This window comes from Billgrantia campisalis (assembly GCF_022341425.1).
In the GTDB taxonomy this organism is placed as follows: domain Bacteria; phylum Pseudomonadota; class Gammaproteobacteria; order Pseudomonadales; family Halomonadaceae; genus Halomonas; species Halomonas campisalis.
The window spans coordinates 336,975-355,020 of record NZ_JABFUC010000003.1; the positions used below are offsets into that span (position 1 = coordinate 336,975).

An 18,046-nucleotide genomic window follows, 5' to 3' on the forward strand; every position below is an offset into this window, starting at 1 on the left:
ACATCGGCTTGATCTGATAGAGGGGCGGCGAAGGTCGCCCCTCCCACTAGTCATCGCGTCCCCCTTGCCGCCGAGGCCTTCGCATGCTCTACGTCCGACTGATCACGATGCGGCTGTTGAAGGCCGTCGTCGTGCTGTTCATGATCATCATCTTCAACTTCGTGCTGATTCAGCTGGCCCCCGGTGACCCCGCCGCGATTCTCGCCGGCGAAGCCGGCGCCACCGACGAGGAGTTTCTGCGCCAGCTACGCGAGCGCTTCGGCCTCGACCAGCCCATGTACGTGCAGCTGTGGCGCTACGTCTCGGGCGTTGCCATGCTCGACTTCGGCTTCTCCTATCGCCAGCAGATGCCCGTCCTCGACCTGATCCTCGCCCGCCTGCCGGCCACCCTGCTGCTCACCGGCACGGCCTTCGTGCTCTCCCTGGCACTGGGCATCGTGGCCGGCTCCCTGGCCGCCGCCCGCGTCAAGAAGCCCTCCGGCTCGATCATCATGGCCTTGGCGCTGCTGTTCTACGCCACCCCGCTGTTCTGGGTCGCGCTGATGTCGGTGGTGCTCTTCTCGGTCTACCTGGACCTGCTGCCCGCCTACGGCATGTACACCGTGGGTGCCGGCCACACCGGCATGGCACTGGTGCTCGATGTGGCCAAGCACCTGGTCCTGCCGGCCACCACCCTGGCGCTCTTCTTCATGGCGATCTACACGCGAATGACCCGCGCCTCCATGCTCGAGGCCAGTCAGCAGGACTTCGTCAAGACCGCCCGCGCCAAGGGCCTCAAGAACAGCGTCATCCAGCGCCGTCACATCCTGCGCAATGCCCTGCTACCGATCATCACCCTGGCCGGCCTGCAGGCGGGACAGATGGTGGGCGGCGCCATCCTCACCGAGACGGTATTCGCCTGGCCCGGTATCGGCCGACTGATGTTCGAGGCACTGCAGCAGCGCGACTACAACCTGCTGCTGGGCATCTTCTTCTTCTCCGCGGCACTGGTCATTGTCTTCAACATCATCACCGACCTGGTCTACCGGCTGGCCGACCCACGCATCAAGGAGGCGTCATGAGTTTTTTTGCCCGCTTTGCTCAGAACCGCGGCGCCCTGGTCGGGCTGATCATCCTGATGACGATCATCCTGATGGCGATACTGGCACCCTTCGTGTTTCCCGAATCCCCCTGGCGCATGGTCCAGCGGCCCTTCCTGCCCCCCATGGAGGTCGAGGGCTTTCCGCTCGGCACCGACACCATGGGGCGCAACGTCGCCGCCGGGATCATGCACGGCGCCTGGGTCTCGCTGCTGATCGGGCTCGTCTCGACCAGCGTGGCACTGATGATCGGCGTACCCCTGGGCGCCATCGCCGGCTACTATGGCGGCCTGGTCGATGACGCCCTGATGCGCTTCACCGAGTTCTTCCAGACCATTCCCAACTTCGCCCTGGCCATCGTGCTGGTGGCGATCATGCAGCCCAGCATCACCTCCATCGTGCTGGCCATCGCCATCGTCAGCTGGCCCCCGGTGGCACGCCTGGTCCGCGCCGAGTTCATGTCGCTGCGCCATCGCGAATACGTGGAGGCGGCACGGCTTGTCGGCCAGACCAACCGCACCATCATCCTGCGCCAGATCCTGCCCAATACCCTGTCGCCGATCATCGTGCTGGCCTCGCTGATGGTGGCCACGGCGATACTGCTGGAGTCCGCGCTCTCCTTTCTCGGCCTCGGCGATCCCAACGTGATGTCCTGGGGCTACATGATCGGCGCGGCGCGCACCGTGATCCGCCAGGCCTGGTGGCTGAGCTTCTTCCCCGGGGTGGCCATCCTGCTTACGGTGCTGGCGCTGAACCTGGTGGGGGAAGGGCTCGATGACGCCTTGAATCCCAAACTTGCCCGCGAACGCTCCTGAGAGGAACCTCCCATGACCGACCCCCTGTTGAGCATTCGCGACCTGACCATTGCCCTGCCCAAGGGCGCCGACCGCCGGTATGCCGTGGAAGACGTCAGCTATGACGTGGAGCGCGGCGAGATCATGTGCGTGGTGGGCGAATCCGGCTCCGGCAAGTCGATGGCCGCCAACGCCCTCATGGGCCTGCTGCCCAAGGGCGTGCGGGCCACCCACGGCGAGGTGATCTTCGACGGTCAGAACCTGCTCACGCTCACCGAGAAGCAGCACCGCCGGCTGCGCGGCCTGCGCATCGGCATGATCTTCCAGGAGCCGATGACCGCCTTGAACCCCTTGATGCGGGTCGGCGCCCAGATCGCCGAGGTCTTCGAGGCCCATGGCCAATATTCCGCCAAGGAGCGCCAGGCAAGGGCCCTCGCGCTGCTGGAAGAGGTCGGCATTCCCCAGCCCGACAAGGCCATTCGCGCCTACCCCTTCCAGCTCTCCGGCGGCCAGCGCCAGCGGGTGATGATCGCCATGGCGCTGGCCCTGGAGCCCGAGCTGCTGATCGCCGACGAACCGACTACCGCGCTCGATGTCACCACCCAGGCGCAGATCCTCGAGTTGATCCGCGACCTGCAGCAGCGTCGCGGCATGGCAGTGATGTTTATCACCCACGACTTCGGCGTGGTGGCCGAGGTGGCCAGCCGGGTCTGCGTGATGCGCGAAGGCAGGATCGTCGAGCTGGGCAGTGCCGACGAGGTGCTCAACCACCCCCAACACGCCTATACCCGGGCGCTGATCGAGGCCATTCCCAGCAACCTCATTCCCCAGGCCCAGAGCCCCAGGCAGCAGGCACCGCTGCTGGAAGTGCGGGACCTCAACAAAGTATTCCGCTCCCGGGGCGGGCTCTTCAAGCCGGCCCGGGAGGTGGTGGCGCTGCGCGACGTCTCCTTCCAGCTGGCGCCCGGTGAAACCGTCGGCATCGTCGGCGAATCGGGCTCGGGAAAGTCGACCCTGGGCCGCTGCGTGGTGCGCCTGGAGCGGCCCGACAGCGGTACCCTGCTGCTCTCCGGCACCGACTTTTCGGCGCTCAATAAGAGTGAACTGCGCCGCCAGCGCTGGCGGGTGCAGATGATCTTCCAGGACCCCTACGCCTCGCTCAATCCGCGGACCCGGGTCGGCTACGCCATCGCCCAGGGCCCCATGGCCAACGGTGTCTCCCGCCGAGACGCCATGAAACAGGCCGGCGAACTGCTCGACCTGGTGGGCCTCGGCGCTGTCGCCGTGGACCGCTTTCCGCATGAGTTTTCCGGCGGCCAGCGCCAGCGTATCGGCATCGCCCGGGCCCTGGCGCTGAATCCCGAGCTGATCGTCGCCGACGAAGCGGTCTCGGCACTGGACGTCTCGATCCAGGCGCAGATCCTCGAGCTGCTGGAGGATCTCAAGCAGAAGCTGTCGCTGTCGCTGCTGTTCATCACCCATGACCTGCGCGTCGCCGCCCAGATCTGCGACCGCATCATCGTCATGCAGCACGGCCGCATCGTCGAGCAGGGCAGCGCCGAGGCGGTCTTCCTCTCGCCCCAGGAGGCCTATACCAAGCAGCTGCTGGACGCCATTCCCGGCCGAGCAACGGAGCTGGCCAGCGCGTGACGCACACAGGACACCCCATGGATGCACTCTTGAAGGATATCGCCGACCGTGTCGGCCGCGCCGGCCTGCTCACCGGCGATGACGTCGCCGCCCGGCCCGTCGACTGGATGACCGGCGCCGGCTGTCGGGCCGGCGCCATCGTGCGCCCCGCCGACACCGACGAGCTGGCCGCGGTCATGCGCCTGTGCCATGACGCCGACCAGCCGGTGGTGACCCATGGCGGCCTGACGGGGCTGGTGCACGGTGGCGAGGCGGCCCCCGACGAAGTCGTCATTTCCCTGGAGCGAATGACCGCCATCGAGGCCATCGATCCGGTGGGCGGCACCATGACCGTCCAGGCCGGGGTGGCGCTGCAGCGGGTCCAGGAGGCTGCCGCGGGCCACGACCTGCAGTTCCCGCTGGACCTGGGCGCCCGCGGCTCCTGTACGATCGGCGGCAATATCGCCACCAACGCCGGCGGCGTGCGGGTGATCCGCTACGGCATGATGCGCCAGCAGGTGCTGGGGCTCGAGGCGGTGCTCGCCGACGGCAGCGTGGTCAGCTCGATGAACCGCATGCTCAAGAACAACGCCGGCTACGACCTCAAGCAGCTGTTCATCGGCAGCGAGGGTACCCTGGGGATCGTCACTCGCGCCGTCCTCAAGCTGCAGCCGATCCTGCCCAGCGAGCAGACGGCACTGGTGGCCTGCCCCTCCTTCGAGGCGCTGACCGGGCTCTTGCAGCAGATGGGGCACCAGCTGGGCGGCGCCTTGGGCGCTTTCGAGGTGATGTGGCAAAGCCACTATCGCCTGCTCACCGAAGAGAGCGGCCGGCATGCCCCGCCGCTGGCCACGACATCCCCCTACTATGCGCTGATCGAATCGCTCGGCGTGGAGGATGAAAGCAACGCGGCACGCTTCAATCAGGCGCTGGCGTCGGCCTTCGACGCCGGCCTGATCCACGACGCCGTGGTGGCCCACTCCAACGCCCAGCGTCAGGGCCTGTGGGCCATCCGCGAGGATATCGAGGGACTGCTGGAGGCGCTGGCCCCCATGTTCACCTTCGACATCAGCCTGCCGATTCCTGCCATGCAAGCCTATGTGGACGCCCTTGAAACCGCCCTCATCCAGCAATGGCCCCAGGCCCGGATGGTGGTCTTCGGCCACCTGGGCGACGGCAACCTGCACGTCTCGATCAGCGTGGGCAGCAGTGACCCCGAGACGCGCCGAGCCGTCGAGCGGCGGGTCTACGCCCCCCTGGCCGAGCTCGGCGGCTCGATTTCCGCCGAACACGGCATCGGCCTGGAAAAGCGCGACTACCTGGCGGTGTCGCGAAGCCCCGAAGAGATCGCCCTGATGCGCACCCTCAAGCGGGCATTGGACCCCCAGGGACTGCTCAACCGCCACAAGGTCCTGGCGCCGGACGCCTGAGACGCCCATGTCGATGTCTCCCTCCTTGGCCACCAGGCTACTGGCTCGCCCCGGCGTCTCGGCAACCCTGCTGATCGCCGCCATCGGTCTGTTCTGGGGCGGCAACTGGCCGGCGGTGCGCTTCGCCCTGATGGACCTGCCGCCCTTCAGCCTACGCGCCATCGGTTTCACCAGCGGCGCCCTGGTGCTGCTGGGCTGGGCCTGGGTCCGCCGGCTGCCGCTGCGCGTCAGCCGCCAGGAGTGGCCCTGGCTGGCGGTGGCCGGCGTCTTCACCATTCTCGGTTTCAACATCGGCACCGCCTTCGCCCAGCTCAACATGCCCACCTCCCAGGCGGCCATCATCGCCTTCACCATGCCCTGCTGGGCCCTGCTAATGGCCATCGGCCTGCTCGGCGAGCGGGTCACAGGGCGCCAGTGGCTGGGGCTCGGCCTGGGCCAGGCGGGCCTGCTGCTGCTGCTCGGCCCGGCCGCCATGGCCGCCGGTCTCGACGGGCTCGTCGGGCCGCTGTTCGTGCTGGGGGCCGCACTCTCCTGGGCCTTCGGCACCGTGCTGATCAAGCGGCGCGGCGCCTGGGAGAGCCATCCGGTGGTCATCACCGGCTGGCAGTTCGCGCTCTGCGCCATTCCCATGGTGCTGCTCGCCATCGGGCTCGAATCCCCCCCTGCGCCATCCCACTGGCAAGCCACTACCTGGCTGGGGCTCGGCTACCATCTGATCTTCGCCATCTGCCTCGCCCAGATGCTGTGGTTTCGCAACGTCAATCGCCTGACCATCGGCCAGTCGACAATCAGCACCCTGATCATTCCGGTGGTCGGCGTGATCAGCGCCGCCCTGCTGCTCGGCGAGCCGCTCAGCTTAAGAGTGCTGGTAGCCCTTGCCTTTACCCTGTCGGCTGTGGGTATCGTCATGACTCAGAGGAGACCGTCAGCATGACCACATCGCTTTATTCCCCCACCGAGCAGGATCGCGCCGACTGGCAGCGCCTCTACCGAGGCTACGCCGACTACTATGGCAAGCCCATGAGCGAGGAGATCCTCGACACCGTATGGGGCTGGATTCACGCACCGGACGAGCCCTTCTACTGCCGCCTGGCCCGCAGCAGCGCGGGCGAGGCCATCGGCCTGATGCACTACCGGGCCATGCCCTCGCCGCTGCGCGGCACCCGTATCGGTTTTCTCGACGACCTCTTCGTCGACCCTGCCCATCGCGGCAGCGGCACCGTCGATACCATGCTGGAAGCGCTGGGCGAAGAGGCGCGCCGTCAGGGCTGGCCGCTGGTACGCTGGATCACCCGCGAGCACAACTACCGGGCCCGCGCCGTCTACGACCGCTGCGCGCGTCATACCGATTGGCAGACCTATGAACTGACCGTAACGGCGGCCGACTGAGCCGCGCCTGCTCGCCTCCCTTCCCTTCACCCTGGATGATTCGATAGGCTCCCTATGCCCCGCTTTCCCGACCACCTCACCGGCCAAGGCCCCGACAACCCCTTCCCCGGCATCAAGGTGCTGGAGCGCCGCATCGGCCGCGAAATTCCCCATCGCCTGGGCTCCAACGAGGGCCTGGACATGCCGCACCGGGCCCTGCGCGAGCGCTTCGGCGACGCATTGGCCGAGCATGTCTACTGCTACGGGGACTCCGAAGCCCTGGGGGTCCGCCAGCGGCTGCAGACCCTGCACGGCCTGGCACTGGAACACACCCTGGTGGACGCCGGTGCCGACAGCCTGATGGCGCTGGCGCTGCGCGCGCTGACCGTCGCCGGCGACCGCGTGATCAGCGCCGGCGGCACCTACCCAACCTTCGGCTACTTTGCCCAGGGACACGGCTGCCAACTGGTGGAGCCCCCCTACCATGAAGCGCCGGGGGTGCTCGCCCCCGACCTGGAACGCCTGCTCAGCGCGGCCATCAAGGAAGACGCGCGGCTGGTCTATCTGGCCAACCCCGACAACCCCAGCGGCCATCTTCACGACGACGACGCCATCCGCCGCCTGCGCGAGGCGCTGCCCGATGACTGCTGGCTGCTGCTCGACGAGGCCTACCACGACTTTCGCGACGATGCCGATTCCCCCTTCAGCCGGGAAGTACTGCCCGGCGTAGTGCGCCTGCGCACCCTCTCCAAGGCCCACGGCCTGGCCGGCCTGCGCATCGGCTACGCTATCGCCGAGCCGGAGACTCTGGCGGTGATGATGAAGGTGCGGATTCACTACGCCGTCTCGACTCTAACCCAGGCCGCCGCCGAGACGGTGCTCGACCACAACGACGAAGTGGTTCGGCATATCGGCGACGTCAAGGCACGTCGCGATCGGCTCGCCGACTACTTCCGCGGGCTCGGCACCGAGGTGCTGCCCAGCGCCACCAATTTCATCGCCCTGCGCCTCGCCGATGCCGACCTGGCGGGTCGCCTCAACCGTGAGCTGCTCGAGGCCGGCCGGCTGATCGCCCGCCCCGCCCATCCGGACCTGGGGCATATCCTGCGCATCACCGCGGTGGAGGATGCCCTGCAGCCGGGGCGCTTCGAGATCCTTGAGCGAGCCCTGGGCCAGGGTTGAGGCGGCCGGACAATCGCCCGAGTGGCGCCGGGAGAAACGCGGCTCACCCGGCAGGCCGACCTATCGTCAACCCATGGCGCCTGAGCTTGCGCACCACGCTGGGCTGACTGATTCCCAGCTGCTCGGCGAGGGCATAGGTGCTGGGCTGCGTCTTGCACAGCGCGGCCAGCACGTCCCGCTCGGCTCGGGCGAGGTAAGCCTTGAGGGTCTCACCGGCTTGCATGGGCGCCAGCCCCACACCTTCGGCAGGCCGAGTTGACGACGCCTCGGCTCCAGCGTGGGGCTCCCCCAGAGTCGGGGCCAGTATCTGATCAGAATGCGCGTCAAACCTCGTACTTTTAGTGCGAGGAAGGGTAGCGCGAGGCGCGGCAGCGCCTCTGTTGATAGGCTAAACATAGCACGCTAGATTGACTCCATGGCTACCGTGCTTCGCGCTTATCGCTATCGTTTCTACCCAACGCCCGAGCAGGCCGAACAGCTTGCCCGGACGTTTGGCTGCGTGCGGTACGTCTACAACCACTTCCTTCGCGAGCGCACGGATGCCTGGTACGAGCGCCAGGAGCGGATGGGCTACAATGCCACCGCCAAGGCGCTCACCACCCTCAAGAAGCAGCCGGAGACGGCGTTCCTGGCCGAAGTCTCCAACGTCTGCCTCCAGCAGTCGTTGCGCCACTTGGATCGGGCCTTTGCCAACTTCTTCAAAGGGCAGGCCCGCTACCCCACCTTCAAGAAGAAGCACCGCAAGCAGTCAGCCACCTACATGGCCAACGGCTTCCGCTGGCGCGACGGTCAGCTGTGGCTGGCCAAGCAGAAAGACCCGCTGGACATCCGCTGGAGCCGGCGTTTCAGCGGCGAGCCGAGCAGCATCACCGTCAGCCTCGATACCGCCGGCCGCTATCATGTCAGCTTCCTGGTGGAAGAGGAGCAGGCCGCGCTGCCGGTGACGCCGATGATGGTCGGCATCGACCTGGGGCTGACGCATCGCGTCATTACCAGCGACGGTGCCAAGATCCCCAACCCACGCTTCCTGCGCCGCACCGAGCGCAAGCTGGCCTGCGCCCAGCGGGCGCTGTCACGCAAGCAGCGTGGCTCCAGTAACCGGGCCAAGGCCCGGCATCGGGTGGCACGACTGCACGCCAAGCTGGCTGACCAGCGTCTCGACGCCATCCATAAGCTCACCACGCAACTCATTCACGAAAACCAAGTCGTTGCGGCGGAGAGCTTGCAGGTCAAGAACCTACTCCAGAACCATTCACTGGCCAAGGCGATCAGCGATGTGGGCTGGCATCAGCTCACACTTCAGCTTGCCTACAAGGCCGAGTGGTACGGTCGCGATTTCGTTCAGATCGACAAGTGGTATCCCAGCTCGAAGCGCTGTTTTCACTGCGGCCATATCGCCGACAAGTTGCCGCTAAGCGTCCGCACCTGGGACTGCGCGGCCTGTGGCGCCGAAGGCATCGACCGCGACATCAATGCCGCCCGCAACATCTTGCAGGCGGGTAAGGCGATCCTGGCGGGGGCCGACAAACTCCGCCATCACGAGCAAACTACCGTGGGGCACACGGGAGGTTAAGCCTGTGGAGCCTGTGTAAGACCGGCGGTGTCATCACCAAGGGCAACGGGCGTTGAAGCAGGAACCGGGAAGGCGACAACCCGGGGATCCTCTTCCTTCAGGGAGAGGAGGATTGTCAACCTCGGGACTGGAAAGCCAGGCACGCTCGAGCCAGTTCTCGAGTTCGTGCACGTTGCCCGGCCAGTCGCCGCTCATCAGCGTCGACCAGACGCTGCCGTGGAGCAGCTTCTGCCGCCCGAAACCGGCTGGGGCGGCTTCAAGCGCAGCGGCATCGGCCGCGAGCTCGGCCCGTGGGGGCTTGCCGCCTATCTGGAGGTCAAGCATCTGGTGGGACCGGCAAGCTGAGGGCAGTCGTGGCACCGGCACTCGCCGTTCAGGCAGGGTGCAGGCATGCCCCACGCAAAACGGCGGCCCTTAATGGGCCGCCGTTTTGCGTGGGGGCGGTGACTTGACGGGTCACCGCCCAGGCGCCGCGCTTACTGCGGTGCCTGTTGTTGTTGCTGTTGCTGCTGCATCTGCTCCCGCATCTGGCGCATCTGCTGCTCGCGCTGCTGGGCCTGACGCTCCAGCTCGGCGCGCTGTTCCTCGGTGAAGACCGACTCCATCCGCGCCTGGAACAGCACGTTGTTGGCCGCCATTTCACCGGTTAGCTCACCGAGGCGCGCGGCATCCTGACGAATCGCCTGCTCGTCGAAGTCGGGGCCGATATGCGCATGCAGCTGCTGCTGCAGCGCCTGGGCCTCCTGCTGCTGTTGCTGCATGCCGTTCTGCATCTCGGTCAACAGCGAGACCAGCTCCTGGCGCTGTCCAGCCTCGAGGTTGAGCAGCTCATCGAGCTGGTCCACCTGCTGCTCCGGGGTCGGGGGAGCACCCTGCGGGGCCATCTGTTGAGCCGCCGCCGGGGCCGCCATGGCCAGCGCCAGTAGCGCCGCTGCGAAATACTTGGCTGAGGTCATGAAATCTCCGTTGCCATACATGGATACGCTTACCCTAACGCGTTTGCCCCCGCCGACGACACCCCCCGGGGTAACGGTTTGTAGTGGCTGGGGCATTGCTTCGACGACGTGATGACGTAGCATCGCCCTTGCCGCTCGGCCTCCTACCTTTCCTCGCGGGCTGGTCGGGCTGAAGGCGACATGGCCACTTGTGATCGGCGGCCCGAGCAGGCGATGATGAGGCCGTGACGACGCCTCGTCCGAGACCACCCCACTCCACCACCAAGGACGCCGCATGAATCGCTCGATTGCGCTGGCCGTCGCCGGCCTGGCCCTCGCCCTGCTGGCCGGCTGCACCACCTACACCTTCCAAGACGGCAGCCGTGAAACACTCTGGGGCGTCCCCGCCGAGCCGGAGACCCACCGCTACGAGGACGACCGCCAGGCCGAGGGGGTACGCTACCGCGTACCCGGTGAGATCGAGGAGTAGGCTCAACGAGTTGGATCAACCGCCGCGGCGCAGCACCACGCTCAGGTTATTGGCGGGCATCGCCACCACCCGCGAGAGCCGCAGCCCGTGACGCTCGGCCTCGGCCACCACCGTCTCGAGGTCGCGGACGCCCCAGCGGGGATCCCGCGCCTTGAGGTCGGCATCGAAGGCCGCATTGCTGGGCGAGGTATGGCGCCCGTCGCGCCGATAGGGGCCGTAGAGATACAGCACGCCGCCCGGGGTGAGTCGCTGCCCGGCGCAGGCCATCAGCGCCTCGGTCACCTCCCAGGGCGAGATATGAATCAGATTGATCGCCACCACGGCGTCGAAAGGCCCCGGCGGGCAGCTCAGCGTCACGTCCAGCGCCAGAGGCGCCTGCAGGTTGCACAGCCCGCTATGCTCACGCCAGGCGTCGATCGAGGCGCGCGCATGGGGATTGGGGTCGCTGGGCTGCCATCTCCACCCGGGCATGGCGGCGGCGCAGTGAACCCCGTGCTCGCCGCTGCCGCTGGCCACCTCCAGCACCCGGGCCTCGGTCGGCAGCACCTGCTGCAGCACCTCGAGGATCGGCTGACGATTGCGCCCGGCAGCGGGACTTTTCAGGCGAGCAGCGGACATGGCATTTTCCCCCTAGTGAACGGCTAACGTCCCGACTTCGACCCGCGGCCCCTGCCCGGCTTGCCAGGCTTGGCCGAACGACCGCCGGGCTTTTGAGACGGACCGGCCTGGCGCTGTCCCCGGGCCCCCTTCGCGGTCTGCTTGCCCGCCGCCTGTGCATGCCCCCCCTTGGCAGCGCCCTTCCCGGTCTTCTTCACCGATGGCTTCGCGGCCCGCTGCTTGGGCGACGGCTTTGCGCCCGCGGGTTTTGCCGCGACCTGCTTACCGCCCGCGGCCTTCTTGCCGGAGGTCGACCTTCCCGCCCCCGATGACATTTTCGCCGAGCGAGGCGCCGCCCCCCGAGCGGTGCTTCGACGCTTGCCGGCGGCACGCTTCCCCGCGCCCGGCCGGCGGGTCTCCTGCGCCTCGGCGCTGGAATCCTCGGTGAGCGCGATGAGGGTCTCGACCTCGCTTGGGGTCAGGTCGCGCCAGTCGCCCAGGGCCAGCCCCTTGAGCGTCACGTTCATGATGCGAATGCGCTCGAGCCGGGTGACCTCATAGCCGAAGACCTCGCACATGCGACGAATCTGGCGATTCAGCCCCTGCACCAGGGTGATACTGAAGTCGAAGGTGGACTCCTTGACCACGCGGCAGCGCTTGGTGACTTGGCCCAGGATCGGCACCCCGGCCGCCATCCCCGCGATGAAGTCGTCGGTGATCGGCTTGTCCACCGTGACCCGGTACTCCTTCTCGTGGTTGTTGCTGGCCCTGAGAATCTTGTTGACCAGGTCGCCGTTGTTGGTCAAGAAGATCAGCCCTTGGGAATCCTTGTCCAGGCGGCCAATGGGGAAAATGCGGACCCCGTGCTTGACGAAATCCACGATGTTGGCCTTTTCGCTGGGCTCGGTGGTGCTGACAATCCCCACCGGCTTGTTGAGCGCGATGCAGACCAAGTCTTCGGCCTCCTGGGGTTCGATCAGCTGGCCGTTGACCTTCACCACATCGCCCGGATACACCTGGTCCCCGGTGGTGGCGCGCCTGCCGTTGAGCTGGACATTGCCCTGCTCCACGTAGCGATCCGCCTCGCGGCGTGAGCACAGGCCGCTCTCGCTGATGTATTTATTGATGCGTGTCGATGGTTTGCGGGCCATAGCCGTCCAAGAGCTCCCGGGTCATTCCGCCCGCCCGATCCCCTTGGTGGGGCACCCAGGGCGCGCTGTCACTTGCGTGGCGACAACATAGCATGCCGACTCACGACGGCACCAACCGGCGACCATCGCCCCGGCCCGATGGAACGCCAGACTCACGCCGCGGGGCCGAATGTCGCGTGCCTGACGTCCCTGAGCCAGGTAGACTATTCGTCTATACATTTGCTGGTTGTGAAAGGACTCGGCGCAGACCATGGGCAGCTCACCCCCGCTCTACCTGCAGATCCAGCAGCACCTGCTGGAGAAAATTCACGGCGGCGACTGGCCGGCCCACCACCAGATTCCCCCGGAGGAGCAGCTGGCCCGGGACTTCGGGGTCAGCCGCATGACCGCCAACAAGGCGATCCGCGACCTGGTGCAGAAGGGCTATCTGACCCGCCAGCCGGGCCTGGGGACCTTCGTCACCGACCGCAAGGCGGAGTCGCCGCTGCTCGACGTGCACAATATCGCCGAGGAGGTGCGGGGCCGGGGCCACGCCTATCGCAACGAGGTGTTGACCCGTGAGGCGATCGAGGCGGACGACGAGGTGGCCCTGCGCCTGGGCATGCGCCTGGGGAGCCGGGTCTTCCATACCCTGCTGGTGCACTACGAGGACGACGTGCCCATCCAGTTGGAGAACCGCTACGTCAATCCGCGCTGGGTGCCCGACTACCTGGAGAGCGACTTTTCCCGCCACACCCCCAACGAGGTGCTGGTGGCCGCCTGCCCCATCACCGATATCGAGCATATCGTCGAGGCGGTGCTGGTGGATGCCCAGACCGCCGACTGGCTGGCCATCGACACCGCCACCCCTTGCTTGAGCATGGTGCGCCGCACCTGGTCCGGCGAGCAATTGATCAGCTATGCGCGACTGATCCACCCGGGCGATCGCTACAAGCTGCGCTCGTCGGTGCATCGGGACCCACGCTGACTGCACAGGCACACAAGTGGTGGGAGGCCGTGGCGGCCCCCCATGGCCTCGCTAGGGGCTCTTGGTGACTGCTGCTTGCACACCACGACCACAAGAGGATGGCAAGGACACCAAGGTCTCATGTCCGCCTGCGGTAAGGGTTACCTAAGCTATCTCCGATAGGTACGGCCATCGCCCCACCAGCGTGCCGCAGCCCTCCTCCCCGGCTGCACCGAGCCTGCGGATAAGCAGTCAATGCGCTACCACAAGAACAATGACATGGAGAATTGCCCATGAGGAATGCCTTCCATCTTGCCGCTGCCGCGCTAGTCGCGATATCAGTCAGCGCCCAGGGCGATAGCGTCGATCGCATTATCACCATCACATCGGTCGAATATGAGATGCGCCGATCACAGGAGCGTACCCCCTTCCCCGATACCCTGGAAACGTATCCCGACCTCGAAGCCGGCGGCGGTTACCGGCTGACGCCTCCCGATAATACCGGCGAATGGCGGGCCCGCAGCTACCAATGGGCGCCGGGGGTCATCGTCGTGAACGAAGGAGAACGGGTCGCCCTGGAGTTCTTCGGCATCAACGGCGATCACCACAGCACCCTCATCGAAGGCTACGACCTGGAGTTCGTCGTGCGCCGCGGCGAACTGACACGGGTCGTCTTCACCGCCGACAAGCCGGGGCTGTTCAACGTGATCTGCGCGGAGCACCAGCCCTCGATGACGGCGCAGCTGCTGGTCCAACCAGCCTCGGCCAAGGAATCCTAGCACCTCCCCTGCCACGCGCTGAGGCCGGGATATCTCCCGGCCCCGCTGCGATCGCTCTATCCTCGGATCGTTATCGCTTAGCCTGATACGGCCAGTACCAGGTAACCCGCCGGCACGGCCAGCAGCAGGCTCAACGCCACGCGAATGAACCAGATCACCAGCATGCGCCCCACCGAGAGCGGGATGCTGGTGGAGAGGATGCAGGGGATCGAGGCGGAGAAAAAGAGCACCGCCGATACCGAGACCACCCCGGCGGCGAAGCGCGCCACGAACTCCGCTTCGGCCATCAGCAGCGCCGGCAGGAACATCTCGGCGAGCCCCGAGGCGGCCGCCTGGGCCAGGGCCGGTGCATCGTCGAGCCCCCAGATGGCGACGAAGGGGTAGAAGAGCCAGCCCAGCCACTCGAAGAGCGGCGTGTACTTGGCGGCGAGCAGCCCCAAGAGGCCCACCGACATGATCGACGGCAGGATGCTGATCGCCATCACCAGCCCCTCCTTGAAATTGAGCGCCACGCTGCGATGCAGGCCCGGCGCCTTCTCGGCCACCGCCAGGCCGGTCTGCCAGGCGGTCGTCAGCCGCTTGCCGGGGACGGCCGCCGGCTCGCCGTCGCCCTTGCCATCATCCATGCGCGACAGCGGCGGCAAGCGCACGGTGATGGCGGTGACGATGAAGGTGATCGCGAGTGCCAGCCAGAAGTAGTAGTTCCAGACGCTCATCAGGTCGAGGGTCCGGGCCACGATGATCATGAAGGTGGCGGAGACAGTGGAGAAACCGGTGGCGATGATCGCCGCCTCCCGGGCCGAGTACTGCCCGGCCTGATAGACCCGATTGGTGATCAGCAGACCGATGGAGTAGCTGCCCACGAAAGAGGCCACCGCATCGATAGCGCTGCGCCCCGGAGTGCGCCAGATGGGCCGCATCACCGGCTGCACCAGCACCCCGATCAGCTCCAGCAGGCCGTAACTGATCAACAGCGCCAGGAAGATCGCGCCGATGGGCACGATCAACCCCACCGGGATCACCAGCTTGTCGAACAGGAAGGGCAGCATGTCCGGCTCGCGCAGGAAAGCCGGCCCCCAGCCGGTCAGCGCCATCAGCGCCGCGGCCACCCCGGCGATCTTCAGCACGGTAAAGATGCGCTCGGTGAGACTGCGCCGCCAGTAGCCCTTGATCAGCGGATAGGCGGCCCCGGCCACGATCAGCGCCAGGGCATAGAAGCCGCTGGCCTCACCCAGCAGCCCCCTCGCGCCGGTGACCATATGGTCGAGCAGGATGGTGTTGCGCCCGCCGAGCTCGACGGGCACGAAGAAGATCAGGATGCCCAGCAGACTGGGCACGAAGAGTTTCAGGATGGTGGCGACGGAGCCTCGCCGCTCAGAGGATGCCTTGAAGGAAGAAGTGTCCACGGGTAATGCCTCGCTTGTGATTGTTGGCCCGCGTCATGGGCAGGGAACGGGTGGAGCGGCGTCCTTGCCATGTATATACAATACAATAGACAAATGCGCCCACCACGCCTACCGAAACGCCTTAGACTTTAGTCTAAACCCATCCCATATCGACGTCGCGCGCCCAAGACGAATTCTTCTACACCACTGATTAACATCTATTTAATAGCGGCTGTGACGCCACAACTTCCGTCACGGGAGATACCGCCCCACGGGGTGACTTGACGGCTTTTTCCGGCTACGCTAATTGTATATACATGACTCAGCCCAGCGAGGAGGCCGCCATGCCAGGCAACCAGCCAACCCGAATGATCTGGCGCGATATCACCCTGTTCGATGGGATCGCCACCCTACCCGCCCCCATGGGGGTGATCGTGGCCGGCGAGCGCATCGAGCGGGTGGCGCCAATGAGCGAGCTCGACCCCGAGACCCTCGCCGGCTGCACGGTGATGGCCAGCGGCGGGGTCATGACCCCCGGCCTGGTGGACTGCCATACCCACCTGGTCTTCGGCGGCTCCCGGGCCGACGAATTCGAGCAGCGCCTCGAGGGTGTCAGCTACGAAGAGATCGCCCGCCGTGGCGGCGGCATCCTCAGCACCGTCGCCGCCACCCGTGAGGCCAGCGAGGAGACGCTCTTCGCCGCCGCCCGGCCGCGCCTTCAGGCGCTGATCGACGAGGGCGTGACCACGGTGGAGATCAAGTCCGGCTACGGCCTGAGCGTGGCCGACGAGCTGAAGATGCTGCGGGTCGCCCGGCGCCTGGGCGAAGCCTTGCCGGTGCGGGTGGTCACCACCCTGCTCGGCGCCCACGCCCTGCCCCCGGAGTTCAAGGACGACAGCGACGGCTATATTCGCCTGGTCTGCGAGGAGATGATCCCGGCGGCCGCCGCCGAGGGCCTGGCCGACGCCGTGGACGTCTTCTGCGAAACCATCGCCTTCTCGGTGGCCCAGTGCGAGCGCGTCTTCGAGGCTGCCGAGGCCCACGGCCTGCCCATCAAGGCCCACGCCGAGCAGCTCTCCAACCTGGGCGGCAGCGCCATGGCGGCGCGGCATGGGGCGCTGTCCGCCGATCATATCGAGTACCTGGACGAGGCCGGCGTGGCCGCCCTGCGCGAGGCCGGCAGCGTCGCCGTGCTGCTGCCCGGGGCCTTCCACACCCTGCGCGAGACCAAGCTGCCGCCCATCGCCGCCCTGCGCGAGGCCGGGGTCCCCATGGCCGTGGCCACCGACGCCAATCCGGGCAGCTCGCCGATCTTCGACCCCACCCTGATGCTCAACTTCGCCTGCACCCTGTTCCGCCTGACGCCCCAGGAGGCCCTGGCCGGCATGACCGCCCATGGCGCCCGGGCCCTAGGGCTTGACGATCGGCGATTCAGTGACCTGGCGCTGGGGCGGATCGAGGCCGGTGCGCCGGCGGATCTCTGCCTGTGGAACGTCGACACCCCAGCGGCGCTGGCCTATGCGGTCCAGCCCGGCCGCCTGCGCCAGCGGGTGTTTAACGGGGAGGTGACCCATGACTAAGCCCATCGATATGTCCCCCTGGGCCGGCCGCGAGGATCCCGAGGCGGATAGCCTGCGCTGGCACCAGGTGGTCGAGCCGCTCCCCCAGGCCCCCGCCACCCCCGGCGTGGCCCTGGTGGGCTTCGCCTGCGACGCCGGCGTGGCTCGCAACCAGGGCCGTGTCGGCGCCGCCAAGGGCCCCCGGGCCCTGCGCAAGGCCCTGGCGCCCCTGGCCTGGCACCGCCTCGGCCCCGCCTATGATGCCGGCGATATCGCCTGCCACGGCGACAGCGACATGGAAGCCGCCCAGGGGCGATTGGCCGAGCGGGTCGACGCCCTGCTCGCCAAGAGTCTGCTGCCCATCGTGCTGGGCGGTGGCCACGAGGTGGCCTTCGGCAGCTGGTCGGGCCTGGCCCGTCACCTGGAGGCCGGCGACGGCCCGGCGCCCAGGGTCGGCATCATCAACTTCGATGCCCACTTCGACCTGCGCGACCCGGCCCATGTCCGCTCCTCCGGCACCCCCTTCGCCCAGATCGCCGAGGGCTGCGAGTCCCGCGGCTGGCCCTTCCACTACGCCTGTTTGGGTGTGAGTCGGGCCGCCAACACCCGGGCGCTCTTTAACCGTGCCCAGGAGCTTGGGGTGCTGGTCCGCGAGGACCACGAGATCACCCCGGCCCGCCTGGCGGCCGTCGGTAGCGAGCTGGACGCCTTTATCGGCCGCTGCGACCTGATCTACCTGACCCTCGACCTGGACGTGCTGCCCGCCGCCGAGGCCCCCGGCGTCAGCGCCCCCGCCGCCCACGGCGTGCCGCTGGCCCTGCTCGAACCGCTCCTCAGCCGGGTCCGCGACAGCGGCAAGCTGGCCCTGGTCGACCTGGCCGAGCTCAACCCCGACTTCGACATCGACGGCCACACCGCCAAGGCGGCGGCGCGGCTGATCCACCACCTGACCCTGAACAGCTGACATGATCCACAACACGAGGCCCTTGACCATGACCCTCTCCGACAAGCGTCACGACCCGTCCCGTAAGATCGCCGCCCCCACCGGCACCGAGCTCAGCTGCAAGAGCTGGCTCACCGAGGCGCCGCTGCGCATGCTGATGAACAACCTCCACCCGGACGTGGCCGAGCGCCCCGAGGACCTGGTGG

The 18,046-nt window shown here is 67.1% G+C and carries 20 protein-coding genes and 1 pseudogene; 15 read left to right on the plus strand and 6 right to left on the minus strand.

Annotation, left to right across the window (positions count from 1 at the left end):
- Window positions 1-83: 83 nt before the first annotated feature.
- Genes HOP52_RS05495 through HOP52_RS05525 form a run of 7 tightly spaced genes read left to right on the plus strand, consistent with a single transcriptional unit; the run spans window position 84 to window position 7,482 of the window.
- Window positions 84-1,061, plus strand: a complete 978-nt coding sequence (locus HOP52_RS05495; protein WP_238976332.1) for an ABC transporter permease — start codon at window positions 84-86, stop codon at window positions 1,059-1,061.
- A complete protein-coding gene (locus tag HOP52_RS05500) occupies window positions 1,058-1,894 on the plus strand; it encodes an ABC transporter permease (RefSeq protein ID WP_238976334.1) in 837 nt (278 codons plus the stop codon). Before HOP52_RS05495 ends, HOP52_RS05500 begins: the two co-directional genes overlap by 4 nt.
- Before the next feature lie 12 nt (window positions 1,895-1,906).
- Window positions 1,907-3,523 (plus strand): ABC transporter ATP-binding protein, encoded by a 1,617-nt coding sequence (locus tag HOP52_RS05505; RefSeq protein WP_238976336.1) that lies wholly within the window; start codon window positions 1,907-1,909, stop codon window positions 3,521-3,523.
- Between the two features lie 17 nt (window positions 3,524-3,540).
- Complete coding sequence (locus tag HOP52_RS05510) at window positions 3,541-4,932, plus strand: FAD-binding oxidoreductase (protein ID WP_238976337.1); 1,392 nt, start codon at window positions 3,541-3,543, stop codon at window positions 4,930-4,932.
- A 7-nt stretch (window positions 4,933-4,939) separates the two neighbouring features.
- Window positions 4,940-5,866 carry a DMT family transporter gene (locus tag HOP52_RS05515; protein ID WP_238976338.1) on the plus strand — a complete coding sequence of 309 codons (927 nt, stop codon included), beginning with the start codon at window positions 4,940-4,942 and terminating at the stop codon, window positions 5,864-5,866.
- Complete coding sequence (locus tag HOP52_RS05520; RefSeq protein WP_238976339.1) at window positions 5,863-6,321, plus strand: GNAT family N-acetyltransferase; 459 nt, start codon at window positions 5,863-5,865, stop codon at window positions 6,319-6,321. Before HOP52_RS05515 ends, HOP52_RS05520 begins: the two co-directional genes overlap by 4 nt.
- 54 nt (window positions 6,322-6,375) lie before the next feature.
- Window positions 6,376-7,482 carry a pyridoxal phosphate-dependent aminotransferase gene (locus HOP52_RS05525; RefSeq protein ID WP_238976341.1) on the plus strand — a complete coding sequence of 369 codons (1,107 nt, stop codon included), beginning with the start codon at window positions 6,376-6,378 and terminating at the stop codon, window positions 7,480-7,482.
- A gap of 43 nt (window positions 7,483-7,525) precedes the next feature.
- Here the strand turns inward: HOP52_RS05525 and HOP52_RS05530 are convergent, their stop codons facing one another.
- On the minus strand, window positions 7,526-7,705 hold the full coding sequence (locus HOP52_RS05530) for a TyrR/PhhR family helix-turn-helix DNA-binding protein (protein WP_238976343.1): 180 nt from the start codon (window positions 7,703-7,705) through the stop codon (window positions 7,526-7,528).
- 192 nt (window positions 7,706-7,897) lie between these two features.
- Here HOP52_RS05530 and HOP52_RS05535 point away from each other — a divergent pair, with 192 nt between their 5' ends.
- Window positions 7,898-9,055 (plus strand): transposase, encoded by a 1,158-nt coding sequence (locus HOP52_RS05535; protein WP_238976344.1) that lies wholly within the window; start codon window positions 7,898-7,900, stop codon window positions 9,053-9,055.
- 33 nt (window positions 9,056-9,088) lie between these two features.
- Here the strand turns inward: HOP52_RS05535 and HOP52_RS19835 are convergent, their stop codons facing one another.
- Window positions 9,089-9,250 (minus strand): hypothetical protein, encoded by a 162-nt coding sequence (locus HOP52_RS19835; protein ID WP_459076822.1) that lies wholly within the window; start codon window positions 9,248-9,250, stop codon window positions 9,089-9,091.
- A gap of 24 nt (window positions 9,251-9,274) precedes the next feature.
- Here HOP52_RS19835 and HOP52_RS05540 point away from each other — a divergent pair.
- Window positions 9,275-9,400, plus strand: a pseudogene (locus tag HOP52_RS05540) (aldehyde dehydrogenase family protein); the annotation flags it as partial.
- A 131-nt stretch (window positions 9,401-9,531) separates the two neighbouring features.
- Here the strand turns inward: HOP52_RS05540 and HOP52_RS05545 are convergent.
- Window positions 9,532-10,011 carry a hypothetical protein gene (locus HOP52_RS05545; RefSeq protein ID WP_238976346.1) on the minus strand — a complete coding sequence of 160 codons (480 nt, stop codon included), beginning with the start codon at window positions 10,009-10,011 and terminating at the stop codon, window positions 9,532-9,534.
- A gap of 274 nt (window positions 10,012-10,285) precedes the next feature.
- On the opposite strand from HOP52_RS05545, the gene HOP52_RS05550 reads away from it, so the two are divergent.
- The gene (locus HOP52_RS05550) at window positions 10,286-10,480 is read left to right on the plus strand and encodes a hypothetical protein (protein ID WP_238976348.1); all 195 of its coding nucleotides are present in this window, start codon (window positions 10,286-10,288) and stop codon (window positions 10,478-10,480) included.
- A gap of 15 nt (window positions 10,481-10,495) precedes the next feature.
- On the opposite strand, the gene HOP52_RS05555 is transcribed toward HOP52_RS05550, so the two are convergent.
- Window positions 10,496-11,098, minus strand: coding sequence for a DUF938 domain-containing protein (locus HOP52_RS05555; RefSeq protein ID WP_238976349.1), 603 nt, complete (start codon window positions 11,096-11,098; stop codon window positions 10,496-10,498).
- 23 nt (window positions 11,099-11,121) lie between these two features.
- Window positions 11,122-12,228 carry a 23S rRNA pseudouridine(2604) synthase RluF gene (gene rluF / locus HOP52_RS05560; protein ID WP_238976351.1) on the minus strand — a complete coding sequence of 369 codons (1,107 nt, stop codon included), beginning with the start codon at window positions 12,226-12,228 and terminating at the stop codon, window positions 11,122-11,124.
- A gap of 250 nt (window positions 12,229-12,478) precedes the next feature.
- On the opposite strand from rluF, the gene hutC reads away from it, so the two are divergent.
- Both hutC and HOP52_RS05570 read left to right on the plus strand, forming a co-directional pair.
- Window positions 12,479-13,195: a histidine utilization repressor gene (gene hutC / locus HOP52_RS05565; RefSeq protein ID WP_238976352.1), complete on the plus strand. Its 717-nt coding sequence runs from the start codon at window positions 12,479-12,481 to the stop codon at window positions 13,193-13,195.
- Between the two features lie 272 nt (window positions 13,196-13,467).
- Window positions 13,468-13,953, plus strand: a complete 486-nt coding sequence (locus HOP52_RS05570; RefSeq protein ID WP_238976354.1) for a cupredoxin domain-containing protein — start codon at window positions 13,468-13,470, stop codon at window positions 13,951-13,953.
- A 77-nt stretch (window positions 13,954-14,030) separates the two neighbouring features.
- Here the strand turns inward: HOP52_RS05570 and HOP52_RS05575 are convergent, their stop codons facing one another.
- A complete protein-coding gene (locus tag HOP52_RS05575) occupies window positions 14,031-15,359 on the minus strand; it encodes a YjiH family protein (RefSeq protein ID WP_238976356.1) in 1,329 nt (442 codons plus the stop codon).
- A 323-nt stretch (window positions 15,360-15,682) separates the two neighbouring features.
- On the opposite strand from HOP52_RS05575, the gene hutI reads away from it, so the two are divergent.
- From hutI to HOP52_RS05590, 3 genes are all read left to right on the plus strand, one after another.
- Window positions 15,683-16,918, plus strand: coding sequence for an imidazolonepropionase (gene hutI / locus HOP52_RS05580; RefSeq protein WP_238976357.1), 1,236 nt, complete (start codon window positions 15,683-15,685; stop codon window positions 16,916-16,918).
- Window positions 16,911-17,861: a formimidoylglutamase gene (gene hutG / locus HOP52_RS05585; protein WP_238976359.1), complete on the plus strand. Its 951-nt coding sequence runs from the start codon at window positions 16,911-16,913 to the stop codon at window positions 17,859-17,861. The genes hutI and hutG overlap by 8 nt, the downstream gene beginning before the upstream one ends.
- Window positions 17,862-17,889: 28 nt before the next feature.
- Window positions 17,890-18,046 (plus strand): hypothetical protein (locus HOP52_RS05590; protein ID WP_238976384.1); only part of this gene is annotated, 157 nt, incomplete at its 3' end.